The organism is Acinetobacter johnsonii CIP 64.6, from assembly GCF_000368045.1.
Classification (GTDB): Bacteria; Pseudomonadota; Gammaproteobacteria; order Pseudomonadales; family Moraxellaceae; genus Acinetobacter; species Acinetobacter johnsonii.
On sequence record NZ_KB849229.1, the window covers coordinates 16,227 to 43,158 of the forward strand.

Consider the following 26,932-nt stretch of genomic DNA (forward strand, 5'->3'; position numbering starts at 1 on the left):
GACTCCTTATTTTTGGTATCCTGCATGCCAGCGCAGCAGGTATTTTTCTAATGTGACGGCCAGTACATCAGCCAATTTTCCAAGTAGGGCATACAGTAAAATCCCCACCAAAACGATGTCAGTCTGTAAAAATTCACGTGCATTCATGGTCATATAACCGATGCCAGCTTGGGCTGAAATGGTTTCGGCAACGATCAGCAGGACCCATACCAAACCCAGTGAAAAGCGTAGTCCGACTAAAATAGAGGGCATCGCACCCGGTAAAATAATTTCTTTATACAGTTGCCAACGGGTCAAACCATAGCTTCTCCCCATTTCAATCAGTTGTGGATCTACCGAACGTATGCCGTGATAGGTGTTGATGTAAATGGGAAAAAAGACCCCGACCGCAACCAAAAACAGCTTGGCGGTTTCATCAATCCCGAACCATAAGATCACTAACGGAATAAGTGCCAGTGCAGGAATATTTCGGATCATCTGTAGAGTGGTGTCGAGCAGAGTTGACGCCATTTTCGATGAACCATTTAACAAACCCAGAAAGAGCCCTAAACCCCCACCCACCAATAGGCCGAGTAAGGCACGGCCTGCACTGACTTGCACATGCTTCCAAAGTTCTCCACTCAGCAGCAAGTTCCAGAAGGCAGTAATCACCGCCGTTGGTGCAGGTAAAATCCGACTTTCTAAAAGTCCCGTGCTGGAGGCCATTTGCCAAAGCACAATCAAGCCGATAGGAAAGAGCCAAGGCAGCAATAGCTGCCCCAACTGAGTTCCACGTGAAACCTTTTCCTGCTGGACGGTTTGCACTGAAACGATTTTGGACATTAGGCAGGCTCCTGAATCACTTTGGTTTTTTTGTTTTCATCGGGTGTGTAGTTGTTTGCCACAATCTCACCAAAGGGGCCTGTTAAATTTGGTTGTGCTAACTTTGTTTGAGTTTCAAGCGGCAGGAGTGGGAACACCAACTCGGCAAAACGAATCGACTCTTCAAGATGTGGATAGCCTGAAAAAATAAAGGTGCTGATGCCCAAGTCGGCATATTCTTGAATACGGGCTGCAACCGTTTCAGGGTCGCCGACCAATGCCGTACCTGCACCCCCACGAACCAGACCTACGCCAGCCCAAAGATTTGGGGACACTTCAAGTTTGCTGCGGTCACCATTGTGTAGTTCAGCCATGCGACGTTGACCGACCGAGTCCATGCTCTTAAATTTGGCTTGTGCCGCAACAATGGTGGCATCATCGACATATTGAATGAGCTCTTCTGCCGCTTGCCATGCTTGTTCATTGGTTTCACGTACAATCACATGCAGACGTATGCCATAGTTGAGCGTACGGCCTTTGGCTTCGGCTTTGGCACGGACAGTGTCAATTTTGTCTTTAACAGCAGCAGGGGGTTCGCCCCATGTGAGATAAGTATCGACCTGATCCGTCGCTAATTCGATAGCATCATCCGATGAGCCGCCAAACCAAAGTGGAGGGTAGGGGTGTTGCACAGGTGGATATAGCAGTTTGGCATCATCTACGTTTAGACGTTCGCCGTGAAAGGTAAAGCTTTCACCTGTATGGGAGCGGGTTAAAATCTCACGCCAAATTTTGACGTATTCATTGGCAGTTTTATAGCGAGTGGAGTGGTCTTCATAAACACCATCGCCTTGCAGTTCTTTTTCATCGCCACCGGTCACCAAGTTCAATAAAACCCGACCATTGGAGAGACGGTCAAAGGTGGCTGCCATCCGTGCAGCCAGTGCCGGAGTGGTCACGCCTGGACGCAGTGCAACTAGGAATTTTAATTTTTTCGTGGCATCAATCAGGCTGGCTGCGGTCAACCATGGGTCTTCACATGAACGACCTGTTGGAATCAAAACACCTTCATAACCCAAATTATCCACGGCAACTGCAATCTGTTTCATATAGGCATGGTCCACTTGACGCGCACCTTTGCTGGTACCTAAGTAGCGACTGTCACCGTGAGTTGGGATAAACCAGAAAATTTTCATTTTAAAAAATCCTTAGATAGAGTCGTTTAAGGTTTGCTCGGTGCAACCCAAACGGTACTTTGAACTTGAATGTGTTTCGGAATGAGCTGGACTTGTTGGAACAAATCTGCAATTTGTTGTTGGGCTTGCACCACTTTAGGCGTCAGGGTTTGAATCGGTGAAGGCTTCAGACGTTTGTCGATGACGCGTTGGGCAATAGAGGGCTGTAAACCTGTACTTTGGGTATAGACCGAAAGTGCCTGTGCTTGGTTTTTTAGCACCCATTGATCGGCCTGATTCAGCCCGTGAATGAACTGAGCGGTGGCCTCAGGATAAGCCTGAATGAACTTGGGGTTGCCAATATAAAAAGAATAGGTTTGCGGAAATGCCGTGCCATCAATCAAGACTTTGGCCTGTGCATCCTGCTCTGCTGCACTGAGGTAGGGTTCCCAAATGGCCCATGCATCTATGGATTGTTTATCAAACGCGGCACGTGCATCCGCAGGGGGCAGCCAAATTGGTTGAATGTCCTGCCAACTGAGTCCTGCTTTTTGTAAGACTTTAGCCAACAACTCATGCGCGCTTGAGCCACGCTGAACGGCAATGCGTTTGCCTTTTAGGGCTTGAATTGAACCAATGCGACTATTTTTAGGAATTAACAGGGCTTGAGAGTTAGCGGGTACTTGTTCGTAGCCGACATAACTCAGCTCTTTGTCAGCAGCTTGGGCAAAGATCGGTGGGGTATTGCCCACTGCACCAAAATCGACAGCACCAACGGATAATGCTTCTAACATTTGTGGGCCAGCAGGGAACTCTTTCCATTCAATTTTGGCTTGAGGAAATTGTTGCTCAAATAATTTTTGCTCACGTGCGACCAACAGGTTCAACGACGACTTTTGATAGCCAATCGACAGGGTTTTAACTGGATCTGCTGCCTGCTTTTCAGAAATATTTGTTGCTGCCGTGTCTTGCTTTTGGCATGCCCCGAGTCCAAGACTCAAGCTAACGATGCCAATACTGGAAACTGTTTTCAGTGTTTTCATAATGATCTCTATATTTTTATTTAATAATGGCAGCGTCAATATTCAGCTTGTTTGGAATGAGTTTTTGTTGATAGAAAGCATCGGCAACGTACTGCTGTTTTTTTGCGACTTCGGCTGAAATGGGTTGAACGCCAAAGCCCATACGACCAATCGAGGTTTGTAAAATGTCTAAAGGCAAGCCTGTCGGTTTTTCTAACAACTGGGCAGCTTGTTGTTGATTTTGTTTAACCCACTGTGTTGTGGTATTTAATTCTTTCACGACTGTTTTTAAGACTTCTGGGTGAGCTTCCGCAAACTTACGATCGGCCAAATAGAACTGATGATTACTCACCAAGTTTTCTCCCGTAGCAATCACACGTGCCGAAATTTGATGTTCAGCGGCCGCAAAGAAGGGATCCCAAATGACCCATGCATCGACTGCACCTCGTTCAAACGCAGCACGTGCATCTGATGGGGGTAGATAGACTGCTTCAATATCAGAAAGTTTGAGGTTATTCGCTTCTAATACTTTAAGTAGCAGGTAATGCACATTTGAACCTTTGTTGAGTGCGATCCGTTTGCCTTTTAAATCTTGAATGCTCTGAATCTTTGAGTCTTTTTGTACGATCAGTGCTTCTGCTTTAGGTGCAGCAGGTTGGTTGGCAATGTAAACCAAGTTCGAATTTGCAGCTTGTGCGAAAATTGGAGGCGCTTCACCTGCTTCACCAAAGACCACACTGCCGACATTTAAACCTTCGAGGAGTTGTGGACCTGCAGGAAACTCGACCCATTTGACTTGGACATTTTGTGCTTTAAGCGCCGTTTCTAAAGTGCCTCGCTCTTTGACGATGGGCAAAATGCCATATTTTTGAAAGCCAATATTGAGTGTGACGGTTTCAGCCTCTTTTTTCCCACATCCAGATAACATCATGGCACCCACGACTGCTGCAGAAAGAACGGTTGTTTTGATCCAGAACTGTGCTCGAGAAGTGCTCATGTGTTTCATAACTCCAAATAAATAAGGTGAGTGAGTTGGTGAACACATACGCTAATGGGCATTTCTTTTCAGAAAAAATAAGAAATCGGGCTTTAGACATGAAAAAAAAGATAAAAACAAAAGTGCAAAACTTATGTAAAAAACAGCAATATAAAAAACATAAAATATAAAATTTATTGAGATTAACTTATTGATATTTATTGTTTAAAAGGTATTTTTATTTTTGGAATAAGCTTAGTGTTTCACACAATATAGCTTTGAGCGATTTTTGCGGTGTTTTCTAGATAAAGATATGAGAAATAAAGATATCCATAATCCTGCAAAAGCCACTTAAAGTGGCTTTTTAAAGACGAGCGAGTTGCGCTGATAGTTGTATAAGGCTTGGCGTGCATTGGGAAGTTCATCGACATTAGCCGTTTCAAAGCCATGTTCTAAGAACCAATGTGCAGTACGTGTGGTCAGTACAAACAACTGTTGAATGCCTATACTGCGGGCTTTACCTTCGAGATAATGCAAAATTTGGCTGCCGCGATTTGATTTGCGATAGCTCGGGTCGACTGCGACACAGGCAATTTCAGCACTGCGGATTTCACCCTCTGCTGCTGGCAGTGGGTAGAGTGCGGCGCAGGCCAAGATCATGCCATCACGTTCAATCACCGCAAATTGGCCAATTTCGTTTTCGAGACGTTCACGTGAGCGATAAACCAAAATGCCTTCTTCTTCAAGTGGGCGTAATAGGTTAATCAGTCCGCCGACATCTTGAATGTTGGCCATACGAACTTCTTCATAATGGGCATCGGTAATCATGGTGCCCGAACCATCACGCGTGAAGAGCTCCTCAACCAAGGCACCATCATAAGCATAGGAAATCAGATGGACACGATGGACGCCATGTGTGGAGGCCTTTTTAGCACCGCGTAAAAGCACGGCAATGTCTGGATTCGAATCTTGGTACTTCTCAATTTGTGCATCGAGCTTGTGTGGCGAAATTTCGCGTTGCAACTGACCATGTTCATTGAGCAGACCATGTTGTTTGCCCAAGAAAATCAGTTTATCCGCTTTAAGATGAATCGCTGTACGGGTCGCCACTTCTTCAGCCAGCAGATTGAATACTTCGCCTGTGGTGGAATAGCCAGTTGGCCCGAGCAGCACAATATTGTGATTATCCAAATGGCGTTGAATGGCATCGGTATCGACCGTACGAACTTCGCCGGTTAACTGAAAATCGACCCCATCGCGAATGCCATAGGGCTTGGCTGTAACAAAATTCCCTGAAACTACATCAATGCGTGCACCATACATCGGTGAATTGGCCAGTCCCATAGACAGTAAGGCTTCAATTTGCAAACGAATTGAGCCTACCGCATTCATCACGCAACTTAGTGATTCTCGCGTGGTCACGCGGCGATGTTGATGAAATGGCGTTTGTATCTGGCTTTGTTTTAAGTTGTGGTTGATTTGCGGTCGTGCTCCATGCACCAAGATCAGACGAATACCGAGTGAATGCAGTAAGGCAATATCGTGAATAATATGTTGAAAGTTATCATGCTGAACGGCTTCACCATCGAACATAATCACAAAGGTTTTATTACGGTGAGCATTGATATAAGGCGCAGAATGTCGAAACCAATGCACATACTGCAAAGTTGTACTGTGATGTGTTTCGATCGAATTCGTTTGCATGCCTGTCTCAAAATGAACTACTTAGCATGATTTTAATCAAAAAATGCAGAAGAGGAAGTGTTAAATAGAAAAACACCTGAAGCAATGTTCAGGTGTTCGATCGGTTTTGCGACACCAGCCAGAATTAACCGATAATACGTAGGATACGGTTATTGCGTTCATTGACTAAAACATAGTCACCATTGACCTTATACCATTGTTGGTAGCGTCCAGTGTTGGGTAGGCGACGTGCTTCGCGGTCACTGACATGGTAACGCGATGAGTCATAGCCTCGTGGCAAGGTTTGACCTGAGCGCCAGTCACGGCTTGGGTTAACACGTTTGTTTTGGTAGCGATTGTCATTGTCCCAACGACGGTCATCGCGATGATCCCAGCGCGAGTCATGAGCATGCGCGCGGTCATAGTATTGTGGTGCTGCCATTGCAGATGTGGCCATGAGCGCGCCTAAAGAGAGTGTGATTGCAGTCAGAATTTTTTTCATTGCTTTCGTCCAGTATGAGTCTTGTTTCGATCATTCAAAATTAGCGAATAACTCTAGAGAAAGCGTGAGGGCTATTTAGGTGAATTGTGAAATGTATGAAGAGACTGAGGAGATGGTTGTTTTTCTGCAATGCTTGCAAACAAAAGCTTTGGCACATAAAAAACCTGAAACAACGCCTTCCATGCTGTGCCTGACTGTGGTCTCTTAAGAGGAGTATGCAGTCGTACTAAAGCGGGTGAAAGGGTGTTGATTCAGGTCTCAAGAATAATGTCGAGTAGTTATACAAAATGAAGCGCAGATTAAAGCCCCATAATGCGCAGAATATTGTTGCTGTCTGCGTCGACTAAGATGTAGTCATTGTTGATTTTGTACCACTGCTGGTTTCTGTTTGGCTTTGGAAGATTATGGTCTTTATATTCGACTTTATAGCCGTTACCACGGTAATGCTGTGGCATGACATAACCTTGTTGCCATTTATGCTGTTGTAAACGTTTGACACCGCGCTCTTCGCGCATACGTCGACGATCTTGCTGATCGTCATTACCTGAATCGCGAAAGTCACGTCCGCGTGGCTCATTGCCATAGCGTGGATGATCGTGGTCAAACTGAGGGGCAGCAGTACTGAGACTGCTTGCCATCAAAGCACTGAAAGAGATTGCCAATACTGTCAAAATCTTTTTCATGTTGAATCCTCATTAAGGTAATTTCATTCTTTCCTATAATGTACGAAAAAAATGCAGAGAAACTGTGAAGATGAATTGGGTATTTATTAACAAATGCAGAGATATTAAGAAGATTATGCCCAATTCTAAGCCTGAATTAAATCATCAATTGCGCCAAAGGCCAAAGCAAACAGTCGGTATCTTCTGATTTTTGACTCATTTTGAGGGCTCAGATCTCCCTTTGTCAAAGAACGCATATAGTCAAACTACTTTATTGTCCATACAAGATTATAAAAAAACTATAAATAATTCATAGGCTTATTTGTAGTAATTTTATAGTGATTTAACTATAGTGCATTATTTAATTCCACTGCTGCGTTAGATGTTGTAATGAACGGATTGAATGAACCACTGCTTCAGCTTGTTTGGCATCCTCCAAAGCACAAATCAGGCTTTCGGGTAGTTGTAAATTATGGATATGACGAATGGTGTCATGTTTACGTTGCAAATCAGCCATGCTGCATCCTTATTTTCAATTCTTGATCAATCAGAATGATAAATAGGAAACATTGATCTTAAAAACCGAATATTTTTATTAAAATAATTTAAAAATACGATTTAAAATATCCAACTAGCCAAGCTGAGTTTTCAACTTGGCTGATTCGGCTTAACTAACTGTGCGAAATTCTCCATCTATAATCTGTGATTTAGATTGTGATGGATAGCACGACTTTTCGTTATTCAGGTCTTTCTTGATTTTTTATATATTCCCGAATTACATCAATTGTAGCCCCGCCTGTTGTAAGTAGACAGTATGCTCTCGTCCAAAGTACAGGCTTCCAATAATACGGTTTTAGTTCTTCCTCAAATTCTTTGCGTATCAGTCGGCTTGACACTGTTTTTAGATTGTTAATGAATTTGCTTGGCATGATATTCGGGTGCATTTCTAGTAGTAAATGAATGTGGTCAGCTTCACCATTAAACTCAAGCAAGTCAATTTCCCAATCGGCACAGTTCTTTTTTACGATTTCTTCAAGCCGATTGAGCATTTCATTTGAAAGGCATTTCTTGCGATATTTTGTCACTAACACTAAATGATATGTGAGCTTATAAACACAGTGATAATGTGATTTCATTATATTTACACTAAGTAATTAATTTGTTAAATTATAACCATGAAACAACCTTTTTTGAAAGCGTATAAATATCGCATCTATCCAAATTCTCAACAGAAAGTGCAGTTTGAAAAGCACTTCGGATGCACTCGCTTTATTTTCAATTGGGCTTTAGCTCTTCAAACCAAAGTTCATTCAGAAACTCAAAAATTATTATCAAAAAAGGATATTCAAGACCAATTGGTTGCAATGAAGAAGCAACCTGAATTTGAATGGTTGAATGAAGTAAACAGTCAATCACTTCTTAGTGGATTACTTCACCTGCATACTGCTTATAACAATTTTTTTCAGCGATTGAAGAAAGGCAAGATTGAATTCAGGAAAATTAAAGGCTACAAGCCAAAACCTGATGAAAAACGCCCATTGAGTCATATTGTTGGCTATCCACGGTTCAAATCCAAGAAAGTACCTCAACGGTCTTATCAATGCCCTCAGCACGCAACGGTGAGCTTTGAGTATGGTTTACTACATGTACCTAAAATTAAAGGGATAAAAACTGTATTTAGTCGGACATTTGATGGGAAAATTAAAACTGTCACCATTAGCAAAACAGCAACAGGTAAGTATTATGCTTCTATCTTAGTTGAGTCTGAGTTAGAGCTTGTTGCACCAACAACAGTTCAACCCGATCAAACTATTGGAATTGATATGGGTTTGAATCACATGCTCATTCAATCTAATGGTGATAAAGTTGAAAATCCAAGACACTTACGGCAGGCTCAAAAACGCTTAGCCATACAACAAAAGATATTTGCCCGAAAACAGAAAGAATCTAAGAATTATCAGCGTCAAAAGTTAAGTGTTGCATTCATCCATGAAAAAGTGCGTTTGCAACGCTTAGACCTACATCATAAACTAACGCATCACTTGATCTGTGAAAACCAAGCGACCACGTATGCAGTAGAAGATTTAGGAATTAAAAACATGGTAAGGAATCGAAAATTAGCGAAGTCTATTTCAGATGTAGCTTGGGGTCAATTTCTTACGATATTGCAATACAAGGCAAAATGGTTTGGCAAGAATATTCTACAAATTGGAAGATTTGTTCCAAGTTCAAAAACTTGTTCTTGCTGTGGCTATAAGATGGAAAAGTTACCGCTAAGAGTCAGATTGTTTGAATGTCCAAATTGCAATTTGGTTGAAGATCGTGATGTGAATGCGAGTATAAATATCCGTAATTTCGCTTTAGCTGATGCACTAGGGCTTCGTGCTGTGTAAAGAGTTCCTATGCCACAATACTAGTCAGCGCAAGTGTGGCATCGAAAGGTGTAATCAATTTGATTGCATAGGTCGCACAAATTCCCCCACCATAACTCTTAGTTTGGTGGTGGGAGTATGTCAATAGGCGTAGTTGAGGTCGGTATAATCAGTCAATGATTTCTGTACATGCGCTTGGATAAATTCACGTACATCGGCTGCAGTCATCGGTTCACCATTTTTGCTGATGGCATGCTCAATGTCGGGCTGACCGTCAATTTTGATGCGATAAACAAAGCTTTTCTTTGCTTTATATTGTTCATCATTCTTAGCAATGACCGTGACGTAGTGATAGCTATGTTCAAAGTTCAAGTCGGTATGGGCAAAAACAAACTGGTCGAAAAGTTTAAGTGTGGCGCCATTTTCCAGGGCTTGAAGTTCCTCCACAATACTGGCTTCAAACTTCATTCCATATTTTTCTGAAATCGGCTGTTGGTCAATCAACAGGCTAACCATACCATCTTCAGTGGGTTGTACAGTGATGTTGCTCAAGTCCGTCATGGCATATGCTTCAAAAATGGAGTTGGACATCAGTATCCGCAAAAATTGAAAAAAGACAACCTTTTCTGAACTTGAGATCATGTTGCAGATGACTAAGCTTCAGTTTGACGCATAAAAAAAGGAAGCCGAAGCTTCCTCTTAAGTGACACATTTTAGTCTTGTGCATCAATACTTTGACCATTCATATGCAAACTGTCATCGCCCATCAAGTAAAGATAGGCAGGCATGATATTTTCAGGCGTTGGCAATGTTTTTGGATCTTCATTGGGATAGGCTTTTGCACGCATTGCAGTGCGGGTCGCCCCTGGATTGATACAGTTAAAGCGGATATTCGGTGAGGTATTTTCTTTGGCAAACAGTTGGCTGACCGCTTCAATCGCGATCTTAGACACCGAATATGCGCCCCAACGTTCACGCGTTTCACGTCCGACACCTGAGCTGGCAAAAACTACGGAGGCATGCTCAGATTTTTTCAGAAGTGGCATTAGCTCTTGAGTCATAACGAATGGCGCACGCAAGTTGACGGCCATGACATCATCCCAGACATCGACAGGATAATTTTCCAGTTCGGTGCGCTCACCCAAAATGCCCGCATTATGCAAAATGCCATCTAAGCGCCCAAATTGGCGCTCTAAAGTGTCAACCAATAATTCATAATCACGAGGAGAGGCGCTCGACAGCTGCAAGGGTAAAATTGCAGGTTGCGGCGCACCTAAGCCTTCAATTTCATCATAAATGACTTCGAGCTTATTTAAGGTACGCCCATGCAACACCACAGTTGCGCCGTGTAGGGCATAACTTAATGCAGCAGCACGACCAATACCATCGCCCGCACCTGTAATTAAGATGATGCGATCTTTGAGCAGATCGGGGCGAGGTTGATATTCTGAATATTTCATCATTACCTCCTCGTTATTTTGATTTTTTAATTGTGATCAAGTCAGTGAATTGGACGGTGTAGTTTGACTCACGAGAGACTGAATAACATCGTCCAATTCAGCCACAGTCTTCACTATACAATCTGCTTGCCACGCTGTTAAGTCATCTTTGTGCGCGAATGGTAAATAACCATAAGCCGCCAAAATGGTATACATCTGCGCATTACGACCCGCATCGATGTCACGTGGATGATCGCCAACATAGATACAGTCTTCAGGCGCAATCGTGATGTGCTTGGCTGCCAAATACATTGGTTCAGGATCAGGCTTGGTTTTGCTGACATCCTCTGGGCAGACCAAAACAGCGCAGCGTTTTGTCAAATCCAGCGCGTCTAATAATGCTTCACTGAGCCAACGTGGTTTATTGGTGACAATGCCCCATGGAATTTCTTGGTTTTCAAGTTTTTCAAGTAGCGGATACATGCCAGTAAATAGGTCGGTATCTACCGCAATATCCGCCCCATAGGTGTCTAAAAAACGCTGACGATGTGCCAGAAAAATTGGGTCTTCGACTTCCAGTTCTGGATAAACCAATTTCACCATAGCCCGTGCGCCTTCAGAGACTTGGCTACGGATCAGGTCTGCATCGACCACAGCGACGCCTTTTTCACGGCACATGTCTTGAATAATGCGAATAAAGTCGGCGGCAGTGTCGATCAGTGTGCCGTCAAGGTCGAATAAGACGGCTTTCATGCAGCACCTTCTTTTACGGTATAGACCATGTAATTGACATCGACATTTGGCGCTAACCAATAGCGTTTGGTCAATGGATTGTAATGTAAACCCGTCATGTCTTTCAGTTTGAGCCCTGCGCCGCGAATATCATGTGCCAGTTCTGAGGGCTTAATGAATTTTTGATAATCGTGGGTGCCTTTGGCTAACATGCGCAGTACATATTCAGCGCCAATAATAGCAAACAGGTAGGCTTTGGGATTACGGTTAATGGTGGAGAAGAATACATGACCACCTGGTTTCACCAGTTTATGGCAGGCTTCAATGATTGAGGCTGGATTGGGCACGTGTTCCAACATTTCCATGCAGGTCACGACATCGTATTGTCCTGCTTGTTCTTCTGCGAGCTGCTCCACTGGAATTTGGCGATATTCAATATGCTCAACACCTTCTTGTTCTGCATGTAAACGTGCCACATTCAGCGGAGCTTCGCCCATATCAATGCCGAGCACATCTGCACCACGACGTGCCATACTTTCAGCTAAAATTCCGCCACCACAGCCGACATCAAGAACTTTTTTCCCATTGAGTCCACCTGCATGTTCATCAATCCAGTTTAAGCGTAGTGGGTTGATCATATGTAAAGGGCGGAACTCCGAGTGCTGATCCCACCATATGGCAGCAAATGCTTCAAATTTGGCAATTTCTTGTGGATCAACATTCAGTTGCGACATCGTCGGCACCTCAATTTAAGTCATGATATTTAAAACGTTCAATAGGGCTTAGTGTAGCGTTTATTCTAGAAAAAGCGATAAAAGCCTGAAAAAAGTTCACAGAATGAAAACGAATTTGGCATATTTGATTTATAGTATTTGCATAAACTTATCATAATGATTTTGAGGACAATAAGTTCAATGAAAAAACTCCTTTTGAGTGGCTTAGCAACCGCTGTTTTCGCTATTTCCGGTAGCGCATTGGCTGCAAATTTTGTGGCAGGTCAGGACTATATCGTCGTACCAACACCTGTACAGGTGGAAGTGCCAGGAAAAATTGAAGTCCGCGAATTCTTTTGGTATGGCTGTGGTCACTGTTTTAAACTTGAACCGCATATGCAGACTTGGTTGAAAAAACTACCGAAAGATGTGCGTTTCGTGCGTACGCCAGCAGCCATGAATCCAGTGTGGGAGCAAGCGGCGCGAGCTTATTATGTGTCTGAGGCCTTGGGTGTACGTAAAAAGACCCACTTGACTTTATTCCATGCCATTCATGATCAAAATCAACCAATTCTAGAGCAACCTGCTTTAGCCAAGTTCTATACTCAGTTTGGTATTCCAGAAGCGAAATTTAACAGCACTTATAAATCATTTGCGATCACTTCAAAAATTGCACAAGCACAAGACTTAGCCAAGCGCTATCAACTCAGTGGTGTTCCTGCTGTGACGGTGAATGGTAAATATATTGTGCAAGGTGAAGATGCTAAAGTGACTCAAGTCGTGGATTACTTGATTGAAAAAGAACGCGCTGCAAAATAAGCTGAATGTGTTTGTAAGTCCTTATTCAATTAAAAAAGCCTGCTGATGCAGGCTTTTTTTATGGATTAATGATGTTTATTGCGCAGCTGATGCTGGCTGCAATAAATCCTCATAACGCAGCTCAATTTTTCTTAAGGTTTTTAAGCGCCATAGTTGATGACGAGCTTCGGCTTCATGTCCATTAAAGGCCAAGAGTTTGGCAAATTTGATCAAATCATAGGGAATCGGGTAGTTCAGCACCATTTCCTCATAGTCACGAATTTGCTCAGGGCTGACTTTGCTGTATGGATTTAACTGAATCCATTCAATGCGGCGGTTAAACTCCGACAGCAGTAAAATGTGATCTTGATTGGTGAACTTTTCAGGGGTGTGTTCATAACGAGAAGCTTGATTCAGCTTTGGTACCATCAACTCATAGTCACGAATAATCAGTGCGACCAAGACCACACAGACAGTAAATGTAATCGGCATGGCAAAGCTCGGTAAAGTCCACGTTTTCACTTTTTGCTGGGATTGAATGATCCCTAGAATCAACCCGAGTGGTAGTAAGAAATAAGCGTAGAACAACGGAAATTCGAGCATACCGTGAATCAGTAAAGCGCCGACCATCAGAAGTCCAATGACAGATTCGAGCGATGTCGCATGCTTTTGCAGTTGATAGCCCCAATAGCTGAGATAGGCAAAAAATGGAATCGCAATCACTAATCCATTCCACAACATAAAGTCGAGAATGAAGTTGTGCGCACTTTTCACCCAAACGGGGCCTTGGAACTGATCACTGATTAGGGTGTAAGCCACACTGGTTTGATGCCAACCATAACCAAACCAAGGTCGCTCAGCAATGGCATGGAGCATCTGTTGCCAAATGGCAAGACGTGACATATCGCCCGTTGCTCGCGCAACCGCATCACGGGTTTGGGTCACTTCGACATTAGACAGCTGAGCCAACAGGTGATTGAGTTGTGGAATAAACGCAGTAAATGCAATGAACAACGCAAACCATGCGAGAGCACTATACCACTTCAGTTGAACCACACCTTTGTACTGTTGATAGAGCAAATACAGCAGTAGACAGATACTTGCGACCCATGATGTGCGGGACTGACTCAGGGCTACCGCAAATAACATCAATGCAGCACTTGCGCACAGCAGAATCGAGCTGAGTTTTTTCTTTTCAAATAGGTACAGTGTGCCGAGTAAGGACAGTATCAGAAAGCTTGCCATATTGTTCGGCTGAGCAAAGTTGGCATAAGGACGATCGCCTTTTAAAGTGGTCATACCGGGAATGTACTGTTCAATATTGAGCCATTGGCAAGTGGCGATGAGCGCTGTTACCAGACCGACCGACCAAAATACACTACACAGACCACTAAATAATTGCTCACGTTCCAAGGGTTTTTGGCTCAGGTTAAAACCTAAAACCATACTCAGCCAAAATGCAAAGATATATAAGCCACACATCAGTGCTTTGCTGAAAAAGAACAGCTCGCCAAAACCGTACTGAATGAAGGGCACCAGACTCAATAGCAATAGTGGCAGACTCACTTTCGGGAGCAAGAGTTTTTCTTTTAAAAATAAGGCAGAGAGTGCAAATAAAGATAAAAATGCAAACAATTCACCTGTATAGGTGACCCAAGGGCGATAATGAATGGGCAATAGCCATGCCAAGGCAATACAGACACTCGCCGCTAAAAAAAGAAAAAAACGCATAGGAGCTACAGATGAAAAAACTGGCTCTATGATAGTGAAAAAGCATCCAAGTTTGAGTAAAGCGCATTAAAAATTTTGTAATACACCAAAATTGCGTCTGCGAGCGGCTTAATGCAAAGTCGGATTGGCGTGTTTGGTTTGAGCAGATGGTCGTTGCCAATTGGAGATTCCACGGAACATGAGTTGAATCTGCACGATGGTTTGCAGTTTAAATGCAGCCTGCTGCTGTTGGAGTTTATCGAGAGCTACATCTCGACTCAAACCAATCCAGCGCATGGCCCAGTTAAAGGAGGCATCCATTAAAATATTGGCCAATACTTTGAGGTCTTCGCTGTCATGAATATGTTGCATGCTTTCAATACGGGTTAGTTCATGGGCGAAGTCATCGATTAAAAAGGCAATTTCTCGCTCAACGGCTGCACGGATCAAGGCTGACCCACCCCAACGTTCTCCAATCAAGAAAATCCACTGTTCAGGATGTTGCTCTACAGCATGAAAAAATAGATCTAAACTATGCTCAATCGTGGCATGTGGACCATAAACATAGCTTTGTCCTAATTGCGTCAACATACTTTTGATGTGGAGCGCAGCTTGATCGACCAGTTCAAGTCCCAGCTCATCCAAATCATTAAAGTGACGATAAAAAGCGGTCGGTACTAACCCTACTTGGCGAGTGACTTCACGCAGACTAATGCGAGCAAAGGAACGTCCAGAGGTGCTGAGTTGTAATGCAGCATTCAGCAAAGCTTGGCGGCTTTGTTGTTTACGTTCTTCTCGAATCGACATAGATGATTGCCTCAGCCTCTTTTAAGCTTCAGTTTAACAAAGAATATGGATGGGTAGGGAAACAGGCGATCAATTACAAATGCAATGCAGTCAGACAAATGCTTTGGGTCTGCTTCTGCTATACTATGCGCCAACCTATTTAGTCAGATGAAGGGCGTATTATGCGTATCGACCAACGAACATTAGATCAATTACGTGATGTCACCATTACTCGTAACTACACACGTTATGCGGAAGGTTCGGTATTGGTTGAGTTTGGTCATACCAAAGTTCTTTGTACGGCAAGTATTGATAACTCAGTGCCACGCTTTTTAAAAGGCAAGGGTCAAGGCTGGGTAACCGCTGAATATGGCATGTTGCCACGTTCGACGCATACCCGTAGTGACCGTGAGGCTGCGCGTGGTAAGCAAAGTGGTCGTACTCAAGAAATTCAACGTTTGATTGGCCGTAGTCTACGCGCTATGGTGGATTTAAAAAAATTAGGTGAAAACACCATTACCATCGACTGTGATGTGATTCAGGCAGATGGCGGTACACGTACTGCTGCGATCACTGGTGCTGCGGTGGCCCTCATTGATGCGATGAACACATTGCTTGAGAAAAAGAAAATTAAGCAAGATCCATTAAAAGGCTTAGTGGCTGCAATTTCAGTCGGTATTTTCCAAGACGAAGTGCTTTTAGACTTGTGCTATGAAGAAGACTCAAACTGCCAAACGGATTTAAACGTGGTCATGACCCAAGCTGGCGAGTTTATTGAAATTCAAGGTACGGCAGAAGATAAACCATTTACCCGTGTACAGTGCAATGCCATGTTAGAAATGGCGGAAAAGGGCATTCAAGAATTGGTGAAAAAACAGCAGCAAGCACTGGGCTGGTAAGTTTTAACGCAATAAAAAACGCACTCTAGAGTGCGTTTTTTATTGCGTGTGGATTGAATGCGAACTATTGGAATTAAGCATTAAAACGCATAGAAAGGTCGACTGCTTTGACATCTTTGGTCAATACACCCATCGAAATATAATCCACGCCTGTGCTTGCGACTTCACGTAAGTTGGCAATGGTGATATTCCCTGACGCTTCCAATTTACAACGTCCTGCAACATACTTGACCGCATCAATCATTTGTTGCTGGCTAAAGTTATCTAACATCACGATATCGGCTTGGGCTTCCAATGCTTGGTCTAATTCAGCCCAAGTTTCAACTTCGACTTCGACAGGTTTGCCTGGGGCAATTTGATGCGCTTTGGCAATAGCTTGAGCAATGCCACCCGCTGCCATGATGTGATTTTCTTTAATTAAAAAAGCATCGAATAGACCTAAACGGTGGTTTTGACCACCACCGACCGCGACAGCATATTTCTGGGCAATACGCAGACCTGGTAGGGTTTTACGGGTGTCGAGCAACTTGGTGTTTAAGCCATCGAGCTGTTTGACATATTCCGCAGTTTTGCTGGCCACAGCAGATAGCGTTTGTACAAAGTTGAGTGCAGGGCGTTCAACCGTAAGTAAGCTGCGTGCTGAACCCGCCAGTTTAAAAATGGTTTCATTGGCACGAACCAGATCGCCATCATTTTTTAGCCACGTGATTTGTACACTGGAATCGAAAGCTGCAATTAATGCATTGACCCAAGGTTGACCTGCAAGAATCATGTCTTCACGGCTAATAATGGTCGCAGTCGCTTGTTCATCTTCAGGCGTCAAAAGTGCCGTAATGTCACCATCACCAATGTCTTCTTGTAATGCCTGTTGAATATTCAGTTGAATAGATTGTTCAAGCAGTTGCTGCGATATGCTCATCCGATTGTCCGTATCTTTATAGAAGCCATGAAAATTGCGCAATATATTAGCATTTTTCCTGAAAGAGGCGTGAAAATTTCAGAATCAAACGCTGATCAATTTGAGAAATAACGGGGAAAGATTTAGCATGAGAGACATTAAAAAAGATTGCCCAAAGGGCGTAATGGGTTTGAGGAATAAAAATATGCAGGTCATTCCGTCGTTTCAAGTGCACGCAGGGCAACTGCTAGGAGCGAGACAAATTCCATCGCCTAATTTTAATGCACGTCCTGCTGATACTGAGGTTCAACTGATTGTCATCCATAATATCAGCTTGCCTCCCTCACAGTTTGGCGGCGGCTATATTGAACAATTTTTTCAAAATCAATTAGATTGGTCAGTACATCCATATTTTCAAACTATTCAAGGCATGCAAGTCTCAGCGCATTTACTGATTTTAAGAAGTGGCGAAGTCTTACAATTTGTCAATTTTAACGACCGTGCATGGCATGCAGGACGCTCAAGCTATCTGGCTAAAAAAGAGTGCAATGATTATTCGATTGGTATTGAGCTTGAGGGCAGTGATGACTTACCTTTTGAAGATGCTCAATATGAAACATTGGTACACGTGACGGCCTGTTTACAACAGGCCTATCCTCAAATTCAGCAGCATTTGGCGGGACATTCCGATATTGCACCAGGACGTAAGACCGATCCAGGCCCATTTTTTGATTGGTTAGACTATCGAAATCGTTTGCAGCAGTTAAAAAGTCAATGAATTGAGAGTCAACAACAACATTAAACAATCAAATATTCGCTGAAGTTTCATTACAATAGCGGCAAATGAAAAACTAGGTGGATACGATGGCGCTGTGGCGGTCAACCGTAATTGTAAGTGCAATGACCATGCTTTCTCGGGTCTTGGGTTTGGTACGAGACATTGTCTTACTAAATGTCTTTGGTGCGGGGAAAGATTTCGATACCTTTGTGGTGGCCTTTCGTATCCCGAACTTCTTCCGTCGGTTATTTGCTGAGGGAGCATTCTCACAGGCGTTTATTCCAGTACTGACCGAATATAAAACTGGGCGTACCCATGCGGAAGTTCAGATTCTGATTAGCCGTGTCTTTGGTTGTTTGATGACGGTTATGACGGCTTTAACCTTTCTCGCTATGGTTGCAGCTCCAGCAGTGTTATACATCTATGCACCGGGTTTCCATGCCGATCCAGAGAAGTTTGATCTTGCAGTTTCTATGTTCCGCCTCACTATTCCTTATTTATTGTTTATGTCGCTGACAGCCTTTGCCAGCAGTATTCTAAATAGTTATGGATCCTTTGCTTCACCCGCATTTTCACCAGTATTGCTGAATGTTGCGATGATTGCGGGGGCATGGTGGCTGACGCCGTATATGGCAGAACCGATTATGGCACTCGGTTGGGCAGTGATTGCTGCGGGTGTATTGCAATTAGCGATCCAAATTCCTGAACTTTGGCATAAAAAATTACTGATTCCACCGAAAGTTGATTTTAAACATGAAGGGGTGGATCGCATCATGAAATTGATGCTGCCAGCGCTATTTGGTGTTTCCGTCACGCAAATCAACTTACTCCTGAACACCATTTGGGCTTCGTTTATGCAAGACGGTTCAGTGTCATGGTTGTACAGTGCGGAACGTATGACTGAATTACCTTTGGGCTTGATTGGGGTAGCGATTGGTACGGTGATTTTACCCGCATTGTCGACCCGTCATGCAGAGCAAGATATGTCGAAGTTCCGTGGCATGATGGATTGGGCTGCGAAGGTCATTGTTTTAGTGGGGGTGCCAGCGAGTATCGCGCTGTTTATGTTATCGACCCCCATTATTCAGGCCCTGTTCCAACGCGGTCAATTCACCATTGAAGATACTCAAATGACGGCTTTAGCTCTGCAATGTATGAGTGCTGGGGTGATTTCATTTATGTTGATTAAAGTCTTTGCACCTGGATTTTATGCGCAGCAAGACACCAAAACACCAGTTCGTGTCGGTTTAATGGCCGTTGCCGCAAATGCGATTTTAAACGTGGTATTTATTGGCTTCTTTAAACTGATTGACTGGCAGGCAGAGCATATGGCTTTGGCTTTAGCCTCTTCGGGTTCTGCTCTGGTGAATGCGGGGATGCTGTATTTCTATCTACACAAACGCGATATTTTCCGTTTTGGTGCACATTGGAAAAAACTGTTTATCCAGTTCGGTATTTCTAACGCCGTGATGATTGCGGCTTTGTGGTATGCATTGACTTGGTATAATGGTGACGTGTCACAGTGGATTCGCGTTGCCGAAGTGATCGGGCTGTGTGTGGTGGGTGTTGTGGCTTATGCGGTTGGTTTACTCCTTACAGGCTTTAGACCACGTCACCTCAAACATGAAGCATAAAACAAGGTGCTGCTTTTTTTCTGCTTCAAGACAAGCGAAGCGCGTAGCTTAAAAAAGCATGACTTGATTTAAGAATATATTGAAATGGCTTTGTTGCATAAATATGTAAGCATCTGATTTAAATAAATTTAATTTTGGATCGAAAAATAATCAAAACTTTTAAAATCATATAGTTATGAAATCTTTGTGCAACAAAGCCTATTGAAATTAATAAAAAGCCTGATCACGAAGATCAGGCTTTTTATTTTGTATATAGTATTACCTTTGCATTGCTACTTTATTTTGGCAACACTTCAATCAGTTCCACATCAAAAATCAAGGTGCTGTTCGGTTCAATCACATCGCCTGAACCAATTTGGCCATAGCCCAGTTTAGCAGGAATAAAGAAGCGATATTTTGCGCCTTCTTTCATTAGCTGTAAGCCTTCAGTCCAACCTTGAATCACTTGGCTGACTTGAAACTCCGCAGGCTGTTGACGTGCAATCGAGCTGTCAAAAACGGTCTGATCAATCAAACGCCCTTCATAATGGACTTTGACTTTACTGTTGGCCTTAGGTGACTTGCCTTGGCCTTGTTGTAAAACCATATATTGCAGGCCTGAAGCCGTGGTTTTTACCTCGGGTTTTTTCGCATTTTCAGCTAAAAAGGCTGCACCAATTTTGGCATTTTTATCAGCCAGTTGTTTAACTTCTAATAACTGTTTTGCCTCGGCTTGGCGTTTATATTGGGTGAGTACTCGCGCCATGTCTTCATCACTTAATGAAGCAGCTTGACCTTTAGATGCTTCACGTAACCCTTGCACAAAAGCATCGAGATCTAAATCTTGAATAGACTCGGCATTGCTCCGACCCATGAGGTAGCCAAAGCTATAACCGACTTGTTGGTTGATACTGCTTTTATTATTAATCGGTGCAGCAAAAACAGGTGTAGAAAGTAACAAGCCACAGAGTAATGTTGTTTGAATTTTCATCTTGTATTCTCAATAAAAAGAGGAGAGCAAAAGCTCTCCTTTGATTGACTTGTCTTATTTTACTTTGATCAGTTCAACATCAAAAATAAGCGTGCTGTTGGCTGGAATCATACCAGGTACACCTTGTGGGCCATAACCTAAGTTCGAAGGGATGTAGAGGGTCGCTTTCCCACCTTCTTTCATGAGTTGTAGACCTTCAGTCCAACCCGGAATCACTTGGTTTAAAGGAAACTCAATCGGTTCGCCACGTTCAAGCGAACTATCGAAGACTTTACCGTCGACCAATTGGCCTTTGTAATGCACGGTAACGACAGAGCTGGCAGTGGGTTGCTTGCCTGTGCCTTCTTGCGTAATTTTGTACTGTAAGCCTGACACTGTGGTTTTTACCCCAGGTTTTTTCGCATTTTCAGTTAAGAAGCTGTCACTGGTTGTTTGTGCTTGCTTCGCATCATTAGCCTGTTTTTGCTGCATTTCTTCTTGGAACTGCTCATAGGCTTGTTTTAATTCTTCTTCGCTATAGGCAGGTTGGCTACGAGCATGACCGGCACGGACACCCGTTACAAAACTGTTAATATCGAGTTCTGGTGGAGTTTGATGAGCAACCTCATAACCCAGTGCATAGCTAATTTTTTCTACGGCAGATGCATTTTTTGAAACTTGGGCTTCGGCTGAAGCTGGGTGTTGAGATGCATAATAAACGGGAACAAGTGCAGCACCGCCTAGAATAACAGCTACAGCAATGGGTAAGGCTTTACTCATGTGAAATTTTTCCTAATTCTATTACATTCAAAAAGTTTTTTAGCATCTTAGCAGACTTCATGAATGACGTGTTTTGTACCACCAGTACATTTTCAAATTAATATATGCCGAAGTCCTTAAAAAAACTATAAGGATTTGAATATATAAACGTTTGTCATACAAAATAAAAAGCCAGAAATCAAGTTCTGGCTTTTTATCGGTTAGAGAATGTATTTAGTCTGATTCTTTATTGGCTTTATAGGCATAAGCATAGTTATAACCATAGCCATAACCGCCTGCTTCACGTTGAATATCATTCAAAATAAAGCCGTTGACTTTCACGCCAGCTTGTTCAAAGCGATTGATGGTTAACTCAAGCTCTTTCATTTGTGTTTTCGCATAACGCGCAATCACTAAATTAACGCCTGTATATTGAGAAATAATAATCCCATCCGTTACAGCCAGTACTGGTGGTGTGTCGATGATCACATGATCGAACTTCTCAGACAGTTGTTCCAAGACGTTCTTAAACTGAGCCGAGCTTAAGAGTTCAGATGGATTGGTTGGACTTTTACCTTTGGAGATGACGCTTAAGCCAGGTACTTCAGTATTTCGAATCACTGTCTCTAAGCTGTGTTGGCCATTGAGTAATTCAGTGAGACCTGGTTGAGTGTCGTAGTTAAAGTACTTATGTAAATATCCACGACGTAAGTCAGCATCTACAATCAAAACACGTTTATCGCTTTGCGCCAAAATTGTGGCTAAGTTGGTCGAAATAAAAGATTTCCCGACTTCTGGTGCTGGGCCTGAAATCATAATCAGGTTATTTTTTGCAGAACTTAAAGCAAAATGAATGGCGGTACGCATACTACGTAAGCTTTCAATCGCAATATCATCACTGTTTTTAACAGCCAAAATAGGAATATTCTTTTTCTTTTTCAGAATGTTAATACGGCTTTCTTGAACAGGAGAACGCGGCACCGTTGCATATACAGGTAGATCAAGGTTGTTTTCAATTTGAGCAGAGTCTTTGATACCCGAACGCAGCATGTTACGAATAAGTGCAATTAATACACCAATAAAACCACCTACAAATAATGATAAAATCAAAATGATTAATTTTTTAGGCTTGATTGGTCGTTCAGGTTCAACAGCTGTGTCGATGATACGGACATTACCAATTTCCCCAGCATTTGCAATTTTGAGCTGTTGGTAGCTATTAAGAAGTGATGTATAAAGCTCAGTATTTACTTTGACATCACGATAAAGTTGTAAGTACAGGCGCTGTGTTTCTGGAAGTTGTTTAATAGACTTGTTTAATTCTTGAGTCTTTTGATTTAAAGAATTTACCTGTGCATTAATTTCAGCCATCAACGGATGATCAAGTGTATATTTAGCAGACAATTCGGCTTGTTTCTGTTTTAACTCAATACGCATTTTCTCAAGTTCAATATTTTGCTTGAGCATGAGTTCAGCTTCTTGAGTGACATCTACCGTATTGTATTTTTCACGAAACTCATTAAATTTAATTTCAGATTGTTCAAGTTGTTGCTTTAATTCAGGTAATTGTTGATCTAAGAAATTGAGGGTTTGTTTTGATTCTAACGATTTACGCTCAATATTTTGTTGGTGATAAATTTCTAAAATATGATTCAGCACATTAGTAATATGCTGTTTATCTTCTCCAGCATAATTTAAACCAATGACACCTGTCATTTTCCCTTTTTCTGCTACACCATAATTTAATTTTAAGTTTTTGACAGCTGAAGGCAGTGAGAGTTTAGATAATATAAAAGCGTGTTCAAATGGCTGTGTACTTGAAATATTAATTTTCCAAGCTCCATAGCCGTCAACAAATTGATTGAGTTGATTTAAACGACCCTCAAAGATCACTTTATCTTTATGACTTAGGGTAAATTTAGAGTCTGCTTTGAAATCTAAAGTCAGTTTTTTATCTAAATAATAATTTGGAACACTGAACTCTTTAACTAAAAAATTATTTTGCTTGGTGCTATAACTAACACCTTGGCCATCAAATTTCAATTGGCCTTTTTCTGAAGAGAGTAGTTTTTTAAAGAAGCTATTATTTTGATCTTGAATACTGATGTTCAGATTGAGGTCATCAATCACTTTGCCTAACACCATTCTAGAATTTAAGATCTCAATCTCTGCATCGGCAGGCGATTTTTGACCAAGACCACCAGAGACTTCTTTGAGTTCGCCTAGTAATGCAGCAGACGCGGCACTTTTGCCATCTTCGACTTGAACTAAAGCATCCGTAGAATATATGGAAGGTGTGGTGCGAATATAGAGTAAGGCACAGATTAAACTTAATATGATGCAAAGAGCGATAGTTTTCCATTGAGCAACCAGAGAAAAAAAGAGCTCTTTTAAATCAATAGTATCATCTTCAGTTTTTGAGTTTTGAGTCATAATTTAACAACTGATTATTCAATAATTTATATTAAAAATGTGGCATCCAATCCTGAACATAATTGCTTATGTTTTTACAGGACTCATTAAAAAAGTCTTGATCGTGTTGATAAGGGTCAGGGACATTTTTTCCTTGCCAGTGGCCTAATCTAAAGACCTTACCTTTTGCAAACGGCCATTGTTTTTCTATATGCTGAGCCTGATTCGTACTCATTACTAGAATTAAGTCTGCTTGCTTAATTAAAGATGCATTGATCTGTTTTGCAATATGTGGACGCATATCAATATTAAATTGGTCCATACAATGAATTGCTTTTTCATCTGCATGATGTCCTACCATTGCGGACAATCCTGCAGATTCAATGTGTTGTTTTGGGCAATTCGTCTTTAGGAAATATTCTGCCATCGGGCTACGGCAAATATTTCCGACACAGACAACGAGTATATTTTTAAACGCCATAATTATTTCCCAAGCTGATCAAAACTATAAAGTGCGCTCGAGAATGGAATGATCTGATTGACTACACGCTGCCAACGAGTCAAACCAGTTGCATCAATGTATACAATGTCATTCTTTTTCATGGAAAATTGATTGGCTAATGCTAGATTACCAATACTACTCAAATTTAAGTGATAGATAGTTGACTGCTTCTGATCTAAATCTGTACGCATGACATAAATTCTAGCTGCACTAGCTGAGTAAGGGTTAATCCCTTCACTTTCACCCAATACATCACTTAAAGACATGCCTTGATCGCGTAAGTTAATCGCTTGGCTTTTACTTGATTCACCCATGACATAAAGTTTTTGATCTTGTTTTGTATTTACAAAAATTGTGTCATTCGGGCGAATTAATAAATTATGTAGTGATAAACCATTTTTTTCGAGTTGAATGGTATTTAAATTATACGTAGCGCCATTACGAATGAGTTGAATATTAGTGGTGTCGCCAGTTTTGGTATCAATACCACCGGCTTGACCTAGTGCGGTATAGAGGCTGATTGGTTGATCATTTAAAGTGTATTGTCCACTTTTAAGTACTTGACCATTTACGAAGTATCTTTTGCCTTCGTAAGATAACACTCTAACGACAACATCAGGGTGTTTTAAATATTTACTAAATTGACTACGCAAATATGTATTCGCTTGAGCAAGCGTTTTCCCAGCAATTTTAACTGACCCGACTAAAGGAAGCTGTACATTACCGTTAGGATCAATGGGATAACCAACAGCTTTTACATTAGTTGCATCTTGAATTGGTGGTGTAATTTCAGGATAAGCCCAAAGTTGGATCGACAGAACATCACCTGCACTTAACTTATATATGGATTGCTGATGCTGAAATAACGTTTGAATTTGAGCTAAATTTTGCGAATTCGCTTGAGAAATAGCAGGAATATTATTTTGTGTCAAAGGTACAACATTTAATTCAGCACCTTGATCTGTTTTATAGGAACCTTGTTGTGGTAAATCATATGTCTGAAGTCCAGGGGTCATTGCGCATCCTGTAATTCCTAAACTCAAAACCAGCATAATAACGCTATAACGATAGTAATTCACTCGAATATAAATCCTATTTATAAATTTGAATGTTTTTGAACGGGCCAATGAACCCTAATTGTACGTTTCAGACTGCAAAATTCTATACTATTCGTGCTATTTAATATAGTTATTGATGTTTTAAAACGTAATTCCATTAGGTTTTTTATAAAATATAAAAAATGTACCTGAGACTTTGATCCTAACAAAATAGCATATAGAAAAAAAGACCATAGATTTGATCTATTTGAATCGGGAAGTATGACTTTTTATGTATGTTTAGAACATCATTACACAATCGAAATTTGATTTTCTGATATAATTTAACGCTATTTACAACATAACGATGATTGATAATTCATCGATGACATAGGCTTCAGTATGTTACAACTCTCCGAATTAAAAATTGCCATCATCGGATTAGGTTATGTTGGTTTACCTCTAGCTGTAGAGTTTGGAAAAAAAGTTCCTGTGGTGGGCTTTGATATTCACCAGAAGCGTATTGATGAGCTACAGAGCGGACAAGATCATACTTTAGAAGTTTCACCAGAAGAATTAAAGCAAGCAACGCATTTAAGCTACACCACAAACTTACAGCAGTTAGCAGACTGTAATTTCTTTATTGTGACAGTGCCAACCCCGATCGATGAATTTAAGCAACCCGACCTGACTCCCTTGGTTAAAGCATCCGAAAGTATTGCTAAAGTACTGAAAAAAGGCGATGTGGTTGTCTATGAATCAACGGTTTATCCAGGTGCAACTGAAGAAGTTTGTATTCCTGTTTTAGAAAAAAATTCAGGATTAAAATTCAATCAGGATTTTTATGCAGGTTATAGCCCAGAGCGTATTAATCCAGGCGATAAATTGCATCGTGTCACCAGTATTCTAAAAATCACCTCAGGTTCTACACCCGAAGTCGCTGATTTTGTCGATGAAGTTTATAATCTTATTATTGAGGTAGGGACGCACAAAGCGCCAAGTATCAAAGTCGCAGAAGCAGCAAAAGTGATTGAAAACACGCAACGTGATGTGAATATTGCGTTAATTAATGAACTTGCTTTGATCTTCAATAAAATGGGTATTGATACAGAAGATGTACTCACAGCTGCGGGGACAAAGTGGAACTTTTTACCGTTCCGCCCAGGTTTAGTGGGTGGGCACTGTATCGGGGTTGACCCGTATTACTTAACCCATAAAGCACAGTCGATGGGTTATCATCCTGAAATTATTTTGGCAGGCCGCCGTTTAAATGATGGTATGGGTGCTTATGTGGTGACTCAACTGGTTAAAGCCATGTTGAAAAAACGCATTCAAGTTGAAGATGCCAAGGTCCTCATTTTAGGCTTAAGCTTTAAAGAAAACTGCCCAGATATTCGTAATACACGCATCATTGATATCGTCAATGAACTCAAGGAATATCACACTCAAATTGATGTTTATGACCCTTGGGTAGATGCAGCTGAAGCTGAACATGAGTACGGCATTAGCCCAGTACAGGCGCTGGAAAATGGCAAATATGATGCTGTAATTTTGGCTGTTGCCCATCACCAGTTTAAAGATATGGGCGTGCAAGCCATCCGTGCCTTAGGTAAATCTGAGCATGTGTTATATGACTTGAAATATGTGTTATCTCAAGCCGAATCTGACCTTCGTCTATAAGAGGACATACCAC

The 26,932-nt window shown here is 41.8% G+C and carries 27 protein-coding genes and 1 pseudogene; 6 read left to right on the forward strand and 22 right to left on the reverse strand.

Going from position 1 to position 26,932, the window contains the following annotated elements; all coding sequences use genetic code 11:
• Nucleotides 1-6: 6 nt before the first annotated feature.
• The 9 genes from ssuC to tnpA form a co-directional block, all read right to left on the reverse strand.
• On the reverse strand, nt 7-822 hold the full coding sequence (gene ssuC / locus F986_RS00075; protein WP_004684175.1) for an aliphatic sulfonate ABC transporter permease SsuC: 816 nt from the start codon (nt 820-822) through the stop codon (nt 7-9).
• The gene (gene ssuD / locus F986_RS00080; protein WP_004684176.1) at nt 822-1,997 is read right to left on the reverse strand and encodes an FMNH2-dependent alkanesulfonate monooxygenase; all 1,176 of its coding nucleotides are present in this window, start codon (nt 1,995-1,997) and stop codon (nt 822-824) included. Before ssuD ends, ssuC begins: the two co-directional genes overlap by 1 nt.
• A gap of 26 nt (nt 1,998-2,023) precedes the next feature.
• Nucleotides 2,024-3,019: an aliphatic sulfonate ABC transporter substrate-binding protein gene (locus tag F986_RS00085; protein ID WP_004684177.1), complete on the reverse strand. Its 996-nt coding sequence runs from the start codon at nt 3,017-3,019 to the stop codon at nt 2,024-2,026.
• Between the two features lie 16 nt (nt 3,020-3,035).
• Complete coding sequence (locus F986_RS00090; protein ID WP_004684179.1) at nt 3,036-3,995, reverse strand: sulfonate ABC transporter substrate-binding protein; 960 nt, start codon at nt 3,993-3,995, stop codon at nt 3,036-3,038.
• Nucleotides 3,996-4,325: 330 nt separating this feature from the next.
• Entirely contained in the window at nt 4,326-5,678 is a 1,353-nt protein-coding gene (argA, locus tag F986_RS00095) for an amino-acid N-acetyltransferase (protein WP_004684180.1), read from the reverse strand.
• A 124-nt stretch (nt 5,679-5,802) separates the two neighbouring features.
• A complete protein-coding gene (locus tag F986_RS00100) occupies nt 5,803-6,159 on the reverse strand; it encodes an RcnB family protein (RefSeq protein ID WP_004684182.1) in 357 nt (118 codons plus the stop codon).
• A gap of 299 nt (nt 6,160-6,458) precedes the next feature.
• Nucleotides 6,459-6,842, reverse strand: coding sequence for an RcnB family protein (locus F986_RS00105; RefSeq protein ID WP_004684183.1), 384 nt, complete (start codon nt 6,840-6,842; stop codon nt 6,459-6,461).
• 340 nt (nt 6,843-7,182) lie between these two features.
• A complete protein-coding gene (locus F986_RS18325) occupies nt 7,183-7,338 on the reverse strand; it encodes a hypothetical protein (protein ID WP_004684184.1) in 156 nt (51 codons plus the stop codon).
• A 220-nt stretch (nt 7,339-7,558) separates the two neighbouring features.
• Nucleotides 7,559-7,957, reverse strand: a complete 399-nt coding sequence (gene tnpA / locus F986_RS00110) for an IS200/IS605 family transposase (RefSeq protein ID WP_004684186.1) — start codon at nt 7,955-7,957, stop codon at nt 7,559-7,561.
• 39 nt (nt 7,958-7,996) lie between these two features.
• Between tnpA and F986_RS00115 the strand changes: the two genes are divergently transcribed.
• Nucleotides 7,997-9,214: an RNA-guided endonuclease TnpB family protein gene (locus F986_RS00115; protein ID WP_004684187.1), complete on the forward strand. Its 1,218-nt coding sequence runs from the start codon at nt 7,997-7,999 to the stop codon at nt 9,212-9,214.
• Between the two features lie 120 nt (nt 9,215-9,334).
• On the opposite strand, the gene F986_RS00120 is transcribed toward F986_RS00115, so the two are convergent.
• The 4 genes from F986_RS00120 to ubiG form a co-directional block, all read right to left on the reverse strand.
• Nucleotides 9,335-9,754 carry a hypothetical protein gene (locus F986_RS00120; RefSeq protein WP_026056511.1) on the reverse strand — a complete coding sequence of 140 codons (420 nt, stop codon included), beginning with the start codon at nt 9,752-9,754 and terminating at the stop codon, nt 9,335-9,337.
• Nucleotides 9,755-9,906: 152 nt separating this feature from the next.
• A complete protein-coding gene (locus tag F986_RS00125; protein ID WP_004684190.1) occupies nt 9,907-10,653 on the reverse strand; it encodes a YciK family oxidoreductase in 747 nt (248 codons plus the stop codon).
• 36 nt (nt 10,654-10,689) lie between these two features.
• Complete coding sequence (locus F986_RS00130; protein WP_004684191.1) at nt 10,690-11,385, reverse strand: HAD family hydrolase; 696 nt, start codon at nt 11,383-11,385, stop codon at nt 10,690-10,692.
• Complete coding sequence (gene ubiG / locus F986_RS00135; protein ID WP_004684193.1) at nt 11,382-12,098, reverse strand: bifunctional 2-polyprenyl-6-hydroxyphenol methylase/3-demethylubiquinol 3-O-methyltransferase UbiG; 717 nt, start codon at nt 12,096-12,098, stop codon at nt 11,382-11,384. The genes F986_RS00130 and ubiG overlap by 4 nt, the downstream gene beginning before the upstream one ends.
• A gap of 180 nt (nt 12,099-12,278) precedes the next feature.
• Here ubiG and F986_RS00140 point away from each other — a divergent pair, with 180 nt between their 5' ends.
• Complete coding sequence (locus F986_RS00140) at nt 12,279-12,896, forward strand: thiol:disulfide interchange protein DsbA/DsbL (RefSeq protein WP_004684194.1); 618 nt, start codon at nt 12,279-12,281, stop codon at nt 12,894-12,896.
• A gap of 75 nt (nt 12,897-12,971) precedes the next feature.
• On the opposite strand, the gene F986_RS00145 is transcribed toward F986_RS00140, so the two are convergent.
• Both F986_RS00145 and F986_RS00150 read right to left on the reverse strand, forming a co-directional pair.
• Complete coding sequence (locus F986_RS00145; RefSeq protein ID WP_004684195.1) at nt 12,972-14,606, reverse strand: O-antigen ligase family protein; 1,635 nt, start codon at nt 14,604-14,606, stop codon at nt 12,972-12,974.
• A 108-nt stretch (nt 14,607-14,714) separates the two neighbouring features.
• On the reverse strand, nt 14,715-15,392 hold the full coding sequence (locus F986_RS00150) for a TetR family transcriptional regulator (RefSeq protein ID WP_004684197.1): 678 nt from the start codon (nt 15,390-15,392) through the stop codon (nt 14,715-14,717).
• A 161-nt stretch (nt 15,393-15,553) separates the two neighbouring features.
• On the opposite strand from F986_RS00150, the gene rph reads away from it, so the two are divergent.
• The gene (gene rph, locus F986_RS00155) at nt 15,554-16,270 is read left to right on the forward strand and encodes a ribonuclease PH (RefSeq protein WP_004684198.1); all 717 of its coding nucleotides are present in this window, start codon (nt 15,554-15,556) and stop codon (nt 16,268-16,270) included.
• A 73-nt stretch (nt 16,271-16,343) separates the two neighbouring features.
• On the opposite strand, the gene nadC is transcribed toward rph, so the two are convergent.
• A complete protein-coding gene (gene nadC / locus F986_RS00160) occupies nt 16,344-17,189 on the reverse strand; it encodes a carboxylating nicotinate-nucleotide diphosphorylase (protein ID WP_004684200.1) in 846 nt (281 codons plus the stop codon).
• A gap of 184 nt (nt 17,190-17,373) precedes the next feature.
• Here nadC and ampD point away from each other — a divergent pair, with 184 nt between their 5' ends.
• Complete coding sequence (ampD, locus tag F986_RS00165; RefSeq protein WP_004684201.1) at nt 17,374-17,946, forward strand: 1,6-anhydro-N-acetylmuramyl-L-alanine amidase AmpD; 573 nt, start codon at nt 17,374-17,376, stop codon at nt 17,944-17,946.
• A 77-nt stretch (nt 17,947-18,023) separates the two neighbouring features.
• On the forward strand, nt 18,024-19,580 hold the full coding sequence (gene murJ, locus F986_RS00170; RefSeq protein ID WP_171057596.1) for a murein biosynthesis integral membrane protein MurJ: 1,557 nt from the start codon (nt 18,024-18,026) through the stop codon (nt 19,578-19,580).
• A 277-nt stretch (nt 19,581-19,857) separates the two neighbouring features.
• Here the strand turns inward: murJ and F986_RS00175 are convergent, their stop codons facing one another.
• The 6 genes and pseudogenes from F986_RS00175 to F986_RS00195 all read right to left on the reverse strand — a co-directional run bounded on the left by F986_RS00175 (nt 19,858) and on the right by F986_RS00195 (nt 25,254).
• Complete coding sequence (locus F986_RS00175) at nt 19,858-20,550, reverse strand: BamJ family beta-barrel-assembly machinery protein (protein ID WP_004684203.1); 693 nt, start codon at nt 20,548-20,550, stop codon at nt 19,858-19,860.
• Between the two features lie 54 nt (nt 20,551-20,604).
• Complete coding sequence (locus F986_RS00180) at nt 20,605-21,309, reverse strand: BamJ family beta-barrel-assembly machinery protein (RefSeq protein ID WP_004684205.1); 705 nt, start codon at nt 21,307-21,309, stop codon at nt 20,605-20,607.
• A 213-nt stretch (nt 21,310-21,522) separates the two neighbouring features.
• Entirely contained in the window at nt 21,523-23,331 is a 1,809-nt protein-coding gene (locus tag F986_RS00185) for a polysaccharide biosynthesis tyrosine autokinase (RefSeq protein ID WP_424895398.1), read from the reverse strand.
• Nucleotides 23,332-23,378: 47 nt separating this feature from the next.
• Nucleotides 23,379-23,721: pseudogene (locus F986_RS18735) on the reverse strand (Wzz/FepE/Etk N-terminal domain-containing protein); the annotation flags it as partial.
• Nucleotides 23,722-23,752: 31 nt separating this feature from the next.
• Nucleotides 23,753-24,181 carry a low molecular weight protein-tyrosine-phosphatase gene (locus F986_RS00190; RefSeq protein WP_017396973.1) on the reverse strand — a complete coding sequence of 143 codons (429 nt, stop codon included), beginning with the start codon at nt 24,179-24,181 and terminating at the stop codon, nt 23,753-23,755.
• A 2-nt stretch (nt 24,182-24,183) separates the two neighbouring features.
• Entirely contained in the window at nt 24,184-25,254 is a 1,071-nt protein-coding gene (locus F986_RS00195) for a polysaccharide biosynthesis/export family protein (protein WP_045015057.1), read from the reverse strand.
• Between the two features lie 387 nt (nt 25,255-25,641).
• Here F986_RS00195 and tviB point away from each other — a divergent pair, with 387 nt between their 5' ends.
• Nucleotides 25,642-26,919, forward strand: coding sequence for a Vi polysaccharide biosynthesis UDP-N-acetylglucosamine C-6 dehydrogenase TviB (gene tviB, locus F986_RS00200; RefSeq protein WP_004684211.1), 1,278 nt, complete (start codon nt 25,642-25,644; stop codon nt 26,917-26,919).
• The last annotated feature ends 13 nt before the right edge of the window (nt 26,920-26,932 follow it).

Coding starts and splice junctions, on each gene's coding strand:
- ssuC (WP_004684175.1), bottom strand. CDS start 822: ATGTCCAAAATCGTTTCAGTGCAAACCGTCCAGCAGGAAAAGGTTTCA.
- ssuD (WP_004684176.1), bottom strand. CDS start 1,997: ATGAAAATTTTCTGGTTTATCCCAACTCACGGTGACAGTCGCTACTTA.
- F986_RS00085 (WP_004684177.1), bottom strand. CDS start 3,019: ATGAAAACACTGAAAACAGTTTCCAGTATTGGCATCGTTAGCTTGAGT.
- F986_RS00090 (WP_004684179.1), bottom strand. CDS start 3,995: ATGAGCACTTCTCGAGCACAGTTCTGGATCAAAACAACCGTTCTTTCT.
- argA (WP_004684180.1), bottom strand. CDS start 5,678: ATGCAAACGAATTCGATCGAAACACATCACAGTACAACTTTGCAGTAT.
- F986_RS00100 (WP_004684182.1), bottom strand. CDS start 6,159: ATGAAAAAAATTCTGACTGCAATCACACTCTCTTTAGGCGCGCTCATG.
- F986_RS00105 (WP_004684183.1), bottom strand. CDS start 6,842: ATGAAAAAGATTTTGACAGTATTGGCAATCTCTTTCAGTGCTTTGATG.
- F986_RS18325 (WP_004684184.1), bottom strand. CDS start 7,338: ATGGCTGATTTGCAACGTAAACATGACACCATTCGTCATATCCATAAT.
- tnpA (WP_004684186.1), bottom strand. CDS start 7,957: ATGAAATCACATTATCACTGTGTTTATAAGCTCACATATCATTTAGTG.
- F986_RS00115 (WP_004684187.1), top strand. CDS start 7,997: ATGAAACAACCTTTTTTGAAAGCGTATAAATATCGCATCTATCCAAAT.
- F986_RS00120 (WP_026056511.1), bottom strand. CDS start 9,754: ATGACGGACTTGAGCAACATCACTGTACAACCCACTGAAGATGGTATG.
- F986_RS00125 (WP_004684190.1), bottom strand. CDS start 10,653: ATGAAATATTCAGAATATCAACCTCGCCCCGATCTGCTCAAAGATCGC.
- F986_RS00130 (WP_004684191.1), bottom strand. CDS start 11,385: ATGAAAGCCGTCTTATTCGACCTTGACGGCACACTGATCGACACTGCC.
- ubiG (WP_004684193.1), bottom strand. CDS start 12,098: ATGTCGCAACTGAATGTTGATCCACAAGAAATTGCCAAATTTGAAGCA.
- F986_RS00140 (WP_004684194.1), top strand. CDS start 12,279: ATGAAAAAACTCCTTTTGAGTGGCTTAGCAACCGCTGTTTTCGCTATT.
- F986_RS00145 (WP_004684195.1), bottom strand. CDS start 14,606: ATGCGTTTTTTTCTTTTTTTAGCGGCGAGTGTCTGTATTGCCTTGGCA.
- F986_RS00150 (WP_004684197.1), bottom strand. CDS start 15,392: ATGTCGATTCGAGAAGAACGTAAACAACAAAGCCGCCAAGCTTTGCTG.
- rph (WP_004684198.1), top strand. CDS start 15,554: ATGCGTATCGACCAACGAACATTAGATCAATTACGTGATGTCACCATT.
- nadC (WP_004684200.1), bottom strand. CDS start 17,189: ATGAGCATATCGCAGCAACTGCTTGAACAATCTATTCAACTGAATATT.
- ampD (WP_004684201.1), top strand. CDS start 17,374: ATGCAGGTCATTCCGTCGTTTCAAGTGCACGCAGGGCAACTGCTAGGA.
- F986_RS00175 (WP_004684203.1), bottom strand. CDS start 20,550: ATGAAAATTCAAACAACATTACTCTGTGGCTTGTTACTTTCTACACCT.
- F986_RS00180 (WP_004684205.1), bottom strand. CDS start 21,309: ATGAGTAAAGCCTTACCCATTGCTGTAGCTGTTATTCTAGGCGGTGCT.
- F986_RS00190 (WP_017396973.1), bottom strand. CDS start 24,181: ATGGCGTTTAAAAATATACTCGTTGTCTGTGTCGGAAATATTTGCCGT.
- F986_RS00195 (WP_045015057.1), bottom strand. CDS start 25,254: ATGCTGGTTTTGAGTTTAGGAATTACAGGATGCGCAATGACCCCTGGA.
- tviB (WP_004684211.1), top strand. CDS start 25,642: ATGTTACAACTCTCCGAATTAAAAATTGCCATCATCGGATTAGGTTAT.